The organism is Geodermatophilus sp. SYSU D00766, from assembly GCF_054049915.1.
Map to the genome: position 1 here is coordinate 1 of NZ_JBJGYI010000079.1, position 5,904 is coordinate 5,904.

Consider the following 5,904-nt stretch of genomic DNA (forward strand, 5'->3'; position numbering starts at 1 on the left):
GGCCGGGTGCCACGGACGGCACCCGGCCGCAGGAGCGGGTCAGCCGCGGCGGTCGGGCTTGTGGAAGCGCCAGCCCTCCGCCTCGAGCTCCGGGATGACGCGGGCCACGGCCTCGACGGTGCCGCTGCGGTCCATGACCGGGCCGTCGTGGAGCAGGACGACCGCGCCGGGGTTGGCCCGCACCCGGGTCTCGAGCCGCTCGGTGAGGACGTCGGCGTCCTGGGTCTCCCAGTCCTCGATCGTCACGGTCCAGCCGAGCGGCTGCATGCCCAGGTCGGCGGCCATCTGCGGGCTCTGCCCCCAGGCGCCGTACGGAGCACGGAAGTACGGGATCGGCGCGCCCGGCACGATCTCGTGGATGAGCGCGGAGGTGGCCTCCAGGTCGGCGCGGACGGCCTCCGGCGACCAGTCGGTCAGGTCGTCGTGGTGCATCGTGTGGTTGCAGAGGGTGTGCCCCGCCGCCACGATCCGCCGGACCAGGTCCGGGTTCTCACGGACGACGTCACCCCACAGGCAGAACACCGCCGTCACGTCGTGCTCCGCGAGCACGTCGAGCAGCCGCGGGGTGTCGTGCGGGTTGGGCCCGTCGTCGAAGGTGAGGGCGGCGACCCGGCCCTCCAGCTTCGTGGTGGTGACGATCTCGTCGGTCGCCGGGCCGCCCTGGCCCGGGCCGGGCCCGGCGCCGCCGGCCTGCGCCGGCGCGACACCGAGGAGCAGTGCGCCGAGGGCCAGCGGTGCGGTGGCGAGGCGCAGCGCGCGCCTGCGGGACGTGGTCATGGACTCCCCCTGGAACGTGGTCGGGCCGGCCCGGGTGGCCGTCCCGCGGTGGCCGGTGACGCCGGGCGGTCGCCGTACCTCGTGGCGACCGCCCGGCGGTCAGGTCGTGCGTGGTCGGACCGTGGTCAGTCCTGCGCCGCGGCGAGGGTCTCGTGCAGAGCCCAGTAGGCCGGCTTGCGCTCGTAGTCCTCGAACATCACGGTCGCCGCGCCCTGGCCCGCCGAGAAGCTCGGCACCCAGGAGTACTTGTCGGTGAAGCCCCAGATGGTGAACGAGTTGCAGTCCTCGACCGCCAGGCAGGCCTCGAGGACTCCCTGGTACGTGTCGGCCTGCTCCTGCAGCAGCTCCGGGGTGGGCCGGCCGTCCTCCGGCAGCGTGAACCGGACGTCGAGCTCGGTGATCGCGGTCTCCAGGCCCAGGTCGTCGAAGCGCTGCATGTTGGCCTGCAGGGTGCCCGGGAAGGGGTACTGCAGGTCGAGGTGCGCCTGGAAGGCGAAGCCGTCCAGCGGGACGTCGTCGGCGAGCAGCTGCCTGGCCAGGTCGTAGTAGGCGGTGCTCTTCTCGTTCCAGTCCTCGACCGCGTAGTCGTTGAGGAAGAGCTTCGCCTCCGGGTCGGCCTCGTGGGCCCAGCGGAAGGCGTCGGCGATGATGCCCGGGCCCAGCTTCTCGATGAACGGGTTGGCCGTGGCACCCGTCGAGCCGTCCCGCAGCCGCACGCCGCCGTCGTCCCACGTGTCGGCGAAGATCTCGTTGGCGACATCCCACTGCTGGATGCGGCCGGCGTAGCGGCCGACCACGGTCTGGATGTGCTCCTTGAGGACCGCGCGGAGCTCCTCGGGGTCCTCGATCTCGTGCACCCAGGCGGGCAACTGGCTGTGCCAGAGCAGGGTGTGCCCGCGGACGACCTGCCCGTTGGCCTCGGCGAAGTCGACGATCGCGTCGGCCGGCCCCCAGTTGTAGACGCCCGGTTCGGGGTGGATGAAGTCCCACTTCATCTGGTTCTCGGGCGAGACGGAGCTGAACTCCGCCGCGAGGATGCGCCGGTACTCCTTGTCGTAGGTGAACGGATCCGGGTAGCCGGCGTCCACGTGGTGCCCGCCACCGGCGGCCGCGGTGCCGATGACCAGGTCGTCGGGCGCGACCGTGCGCAGGCCGTTCTTCTTGGCCTGGCCGTAGGACTGGTCCTCGTTGGCGTGGCTCGGCGGCGCCTCCTTCGCGGGAGCCGCGGCGGCGGGCAGCACCGCTGCCGACAGGAGGACGGGCAGCAGACCGATCCCCAGGGCGCCCCGGGTGAGGACGCGGGACGTGCGTGCACGCATGCAGACAGACCTTCCGAGAGGTGACGGAGGAGTTTCCGGGAGTTTCCGGAACGTGAGCCACGTTACGGAGACCCGTCGCTGTGCGTCAAGGCGCCGTCTCGATCCGTGCGGTGCGGCCGTTCCACGGACGGGCGGCCCTACGCTGGACCCGCCGACGAGGAGGAACGGGTGACCGACAGTCAGGGCCGCGCCGTCACGATCGCGGCGATCGCGGCGGAGGCGGGCGTCTCCCTGCCGACCGTGTCCCGGGTCCTCAACGGGCGCTCCGACGTCGCACCGCACACCCGCGAGCGCGTCGAGCAGCTGCTGCGCGAGCACGGCTACCAGCGCCGCGGTGCCCGCCCCCGCGAGCGGGCGCGGCTCGTCGACCTCGTCTTCAACGACCTCGACAGCCCCTGGGCGGTCGAGATCATCCGCGGCGTCGAGGACGCCGCCCACGCCGAGGGGGTCGGCACCGTCGTCACCGCCATCCACCGCCGCGCCAGCGCCACGCGCGTGTGGCTGGAGAACCTCGCAGCACGGGCCAGCGACGGCGCCATCCTGGTCACCAGCGAGCTCGACCCCGCCCTGCGGTCGGAGCTGCAGGAGCTGCAGGTCCCGGCCGTGGTGGTCGACCCGGCCGGGGTCCCCTCCCTCGACGTGCCGACGATCGGCGCGACGGACTGGGCCGGCGGGTTGAGCGCCACCGACCACCTCACCGGCCTGGGGCACCGGCGGATCGGGTTCGTCGGGGGCCCCGCTCCCCTGTGGTCGAGCCGGGCCCGCCTCGACGGGTACCGCGCGGGACTCGGCGCCGCCGGCGTGGCCGTCGACCCCGCGCTCGTGCTGGAGGGCGACTTCGGCTACCGGTCCGGGTCCGAGTGCGCCGACCGGCTGCTGCGCCTCGCCGAGCGGCCCACGGCGGTGTTCGCCGCCAACGACCAGATGGCCCTCGGTGTCTACGAGGCCGCCCGCAGGCGCGGCCTGCGGGTGCCCGAGGACCTCAGCGTCGTCGGGTTTGACGACCTCCCCCAGGCGCAGTGGTCCTCGCCGCCGCTGACCACCGTGCACCAGCCGCTCGCCCAGATGGGCATGCTGGCCGCCCGCACCGTGCTGCGGCTGGTGCAGGGGGAGCCGGTCGAGGGGCCACGGATCGAGCTCGCCACCCGGCTGGTGGTCCGGGACAGCACGGCGCCCCCGCCCGGCTGACGCCGGCCGTCACTCCACCAGCCACTGCGACCAGTGGGCGCGCTGCTCCTCGGTCATGGGAGCCGAGGCGTCGGCGGCGTAGTCGAAGTTGACCAGCACCATCTCCGCGCGCAGCGCCGGCTGCCCGTCCTGGGCGAGCTCCTGGCGCACGCCGATGGAGCTGCGGCCCAGCCGGGTCACCGAGCTGACGACGGTCAGGTGCTCACCGGCGCGGTAGTGCACCTGCCGCAGGTAGTCGACCTCCAGCCGGGCCAGGATGATCCCCGCCCCCGGCGTGGGGTCGGCCATCGCCAGCCGGGCGTCCTCGAGCAGGCCCAGCACCCGGGCGTGGTTGACGTGCCCGAAGAGGTCGGTGTCCGACCAGCGCAGCTGGACCGGGTGCTCGTACGGCCCGCTCAGGGCAGGTCCGCCGTCTCCGCCGACCGGCGGTGCGCGCCCTGGGCGTCGTCCGGGTCGGGGTGCACGGTGCGCTCCTCGGACTCGGCGAGGATCACCTCCGCGGCGACCTCCTCCATGCCGCTGCCCTTCATCGCCGCCTCCTCGGGCAGCAGGTCGGCACGCGTCTCGATGTTGTGCTCGGTGACGTTGGCCAGCGCCTCGGGGCTGGGCTCCTTCTGGGTGACCACCGGGTCCTCCTCAGAACCGCTGCTGCTCGGTGCCGATGCCCAGCGCCCGGGCCACGTCCTGCACGTTCTCGAACTGCTGCCCCGCCGGCAGCCGGCGCAGGTCGCCGAGCACCCGGTCGGTGGCGTTCGACTCCTGCGCCTTGGCGACCAGCGCGTCCCGGTCGGCGGGCCAGACCTCCTTGCCCAGCGCCTCGGCGATCGCCGCGCGCCGGTCGACGTCGGCCGGGCTGGTGCCGGCGGGGGTGCCCTCCTGGTGCGGGTCGGTCATGGCTGCTGCCTCCGTCACTGCGGGGTGGGGGTGGAGTCGTCGGTGTAGCGCAGGATCGCCGCGACCGGGATGTCGCCGGGCATGGCCGCGCGCGGCACGACGACGACGCCGGCCGTGCTGGCCACCGCGGCCGCGAGCAGCGCGCTCCCGGCGGGCACCGAGTGGACCTCCTGCACGCCGAGGGCGTCCATGTCGGACTGGTCGACGCCGAGCTCGAGCGGCGTGGCGCCCACGAGCAGCTTCTCGTCGTCGGCCGGGTCGGCGAGCACGAGCGTCTCCACCTGCGCCTTGCGCAGCGCCTCGACGACGTTGGCGGTGCCGGTCACGGCCAGGCCGTGGGCGCCGGCCGAGCTGATCTTCTCGACGATCTCGGCCTCGTCGCGCGCCTCGTGCTCGGCGACGAGCTCGGCGGCCTTGCGCTCGACCGGCTCGCGGTCGGCGCCGGCGGCCCGGCCGCCCTCGTCGATGGAGACGATGAGGTCCGACCACAGCCCGCTGGCGCGGTCGGTGAGGATCTGCCGGGCGCGCATGTCGCCGGCGAGCAGGACGAAGCGGGGGTGCACCCGGCGCACGACCGAGGCGATGTGCTCGGCGACGTCGTCGGCGTTGTGCACCCACTTGTTCTCGGCGTTGTGCTGGTAGCGGTGGTGCGCCCAGCCGCCGCCCTGGAACTTGCGGATCTGGAAGGTGTCGCCCTTCACCGTCTCCTCCTCCTCGGCGTGGCCGGGGAGCCTGGCGAGGGTGAGGTCGGCCCCGGTGCGGTCGGTGAGGACGACGACGTGCGGGATGCGGCCGGGCAGCGCGCGCAGCACCGGCAGCAGGTCGGGGGTCGGCGACCACTCGGCCAGCTCCTGGCGCGGCACGTCGCCGAGCTGGGAGTCGAAGACGACGGTGCCGTCGGAGGCGACGACGACCGCGCGGCCGCGGACCGTGCCGGCCTCGCCGCCGTCGTTGCCCTCCAGCAGCCGGCTGCGCACCGCCTCGACGACGGCCTCCGGCGCGCCCTGCTCGGTGAGCCGCTCGGCGATCGCGCGCACGCGCAGGTCGAGCTCGGCGTCGGCGTTCTCGGTGACGTGGGTGACGTCGGCGGTGACGGTGGCGAAGGGGCCGGGGGCCTCGAAGACCGGTGCCAGGAACGACACGTCCATGGGTGCAGACCACTTCCTCGGTGCTGGTGTCGGGTGCAGACGGCGTCCTCGGCGGGACGCGCACTGCACCGCCGCCTACCCACCGGCCCGACCGCCACACACCGTGTCGGATCCGGCGGGCAGGGGTAGGCGCCTCGCCATGACCGAGCACGACCAGCTGCCGCTGCCCGACTACGACCACCTGCCGGTGGAGGGACTGATCTCGCGCATCCGCACGCTGGACGCGACCGGCCTGCAGACGCTGCTCGACTACGAGCGGGCCCACGCGAACCGCCTGCAGGTCGTCATCGCGATGGAGAACCGGCTGACGTCCCTCCACGAGGGCGCGCAGCCCTCCGGCGGTGACCCGGCCGCTGCCGCCGCGGACGACCCGGTGCACGCCTCGGCGGGCTCCAAGGTGTCGGAGGCGACCACCGGACCTGCCATGAACCCTCCGTCGCAGGGCGACCCCACCAACCCCGCCCAGCCCCGCTCGACCGGCTGATCCACCGGTCCCGGGGGGGGGGGGGCCCCGCGCGGGCCGCTCCCCCCGCCCCCCGCCGCCCGCCCCCTCGCCCCCCCCCCCCGGCCCCGATGAC

Annotated in this window: 8 protein-coding genes; 2 read left to right on the forward strand and 6 right to left on the reverse strand. The window is 74.2% G+C overall.

What is annotated here, in order from left to right; genetic code table 11:
* Positions 1–39 precede the first annotated feature (39 nt).
* Positions 40–777: a polysaccharide deacetylase family protein gene (locus ACI8AD_RS24785; RefSeq protein ID WP_456873192.1), complete on the reverse strand. Its 738-nt coding sequence runs from the start codon at positions 775–777 to the stop codon at positions 40–42.
* A gap of 125 nt (positions 778–902) precedes the next feature.
* Entirely contained in the window at positions 903–2,096 is a 1,194-nt protein-coding gene (locus ACI8AD_RS24790) for an endo-1,4-beta-xylanase (RefSeq protein ID WP_456873194.1), read from the reverse strand.
* A 168-nt stretch (positions 2,097–2,264) separates the two neighbouring features.
* On the opposite strand from ACI8AD_RS24790, the gene ACI8AD_RS24795 reads away from it, so the two are divergent.
* Positions 2,265–3,284: a LacI family DNA-binding transcriptional regulator gene (locus ACI8AD_RS24795; RefSeq protein WP_456873195.1), complete on the forward strand. Its 1,020-nt coding sequence runs from the start codon at positions 2,265–2,267 to the stop codon at positions 3,282–3,284.
* A gap of 9 nt (positions 3,285–3,293) precedes the next feature.
* On the opposite strand, the gene ACI8AD_RS24800 is transcribed toward ACI8AD_RS24795, so the two are convergent.
* The 4 genes from ACI8AD_RS24800 to ACI8AD_RS24815 are packed head-to-tail and all read right to left on the reverse strand — an operon-like array spanning position 3,294 to position 5,326.
* Entirely contained in the window at positions 3,294–3,683 is a 390-nt protein-coding gene (locus ACI8AD_RS24800; RefSeq protein WP_456873198.1) for an acyl-CoA thioesterase, read from the reverse strand.
* Complete coding sequence (locus ACI8AD_RS24805) at positions 3,680–3,910, reverse strand: hypothetical protein (RefSeq protein ID WP_089403043.1); 231 nt, start codon at positions 3,908–3,910, stop codon at positions 3,680–3,682. Before ACI8AD_RS24805 ends, ACI8AD_RS24800 begins: the two co-directional genes overlap by 4 nt.
* Before the next feature lie 10 nt (positions 3,911–3,920).
* Entirely contained in the window at positions 3,921–4,178 is a 258-nt protein-coding gene (locus ACI8AD_RS24810; RefSeq protein WP_089403044.1) for a DUF2795 domain-containing protein, read from the reverse strand.
* 14 nt (positions 4,179–4,192) lie between these two features.
* Positions 4,193–5,326 (reverse strand): baeRF2 domain-containing protein, encoded by a 1,134-nt coding sequence (locus tag ACI8AD_RS24815; protein WP_456873196.1) that lies wholly within the window; start codon positions 5,324–5,326, stop codon positions 4,193–4,195.
* 139 nt (positions 5,327–5,465) lie between these two features.
* Between ACI8AD_RS24815 and ACI8AD_RS24820 the strand changes: the two genes are divergently transcribed.
* A complete protein-coding gene (locus ACI8AD_RS24820; RefSeq protein WP_456873197.1) occupies positions 5,466–5,810 on the forward strand; it encodes a hypothetical protein in 345 nt (114 codons plus the stop codon).
* The last annotated feature ends 94 nt before the right edge of the window (positions 5,811–5,904 follow it).

Coding starts and splice junctions, on each gene's coding strand:
- ACI8AD_RS24820 (WP_456873197.1), top strand. CDS start 5,466: ATGACCGAGCACGACCAGCTGCCGCTGCCCGACTACGACCACCTGCCG.
- ACI8AD_RS24815 (WP_456873196.1), bottom strand. CDS start 5,326: ATGGACGTGTCGTTCCTGGCACCGGTCTTCGAGGCCCCCGGCCCCTTC.
- ACI8AD_RS24785 (WP_456873192.1), bottom strand. CDS start 777: ATGACCACGTCCCGCAGGCGCGCGCTGCGCCTCGCCACCGCACCGCTG.
- ACI8AD_RS24810 (WP_089403044.1), bottom strand. CDS start 4,178: ATGACCGACCCGCACCAGGAGGGCACCCCCGCCGGCACCAGCCCGGCC.
- ACI8AD_RS24790 (WP_456873194.1), bottom strand. CDS start 2,096: ATGCGTGCACGCACGTCCCGCGTCCTCACCCGGGGCGCCCTGGGGATC.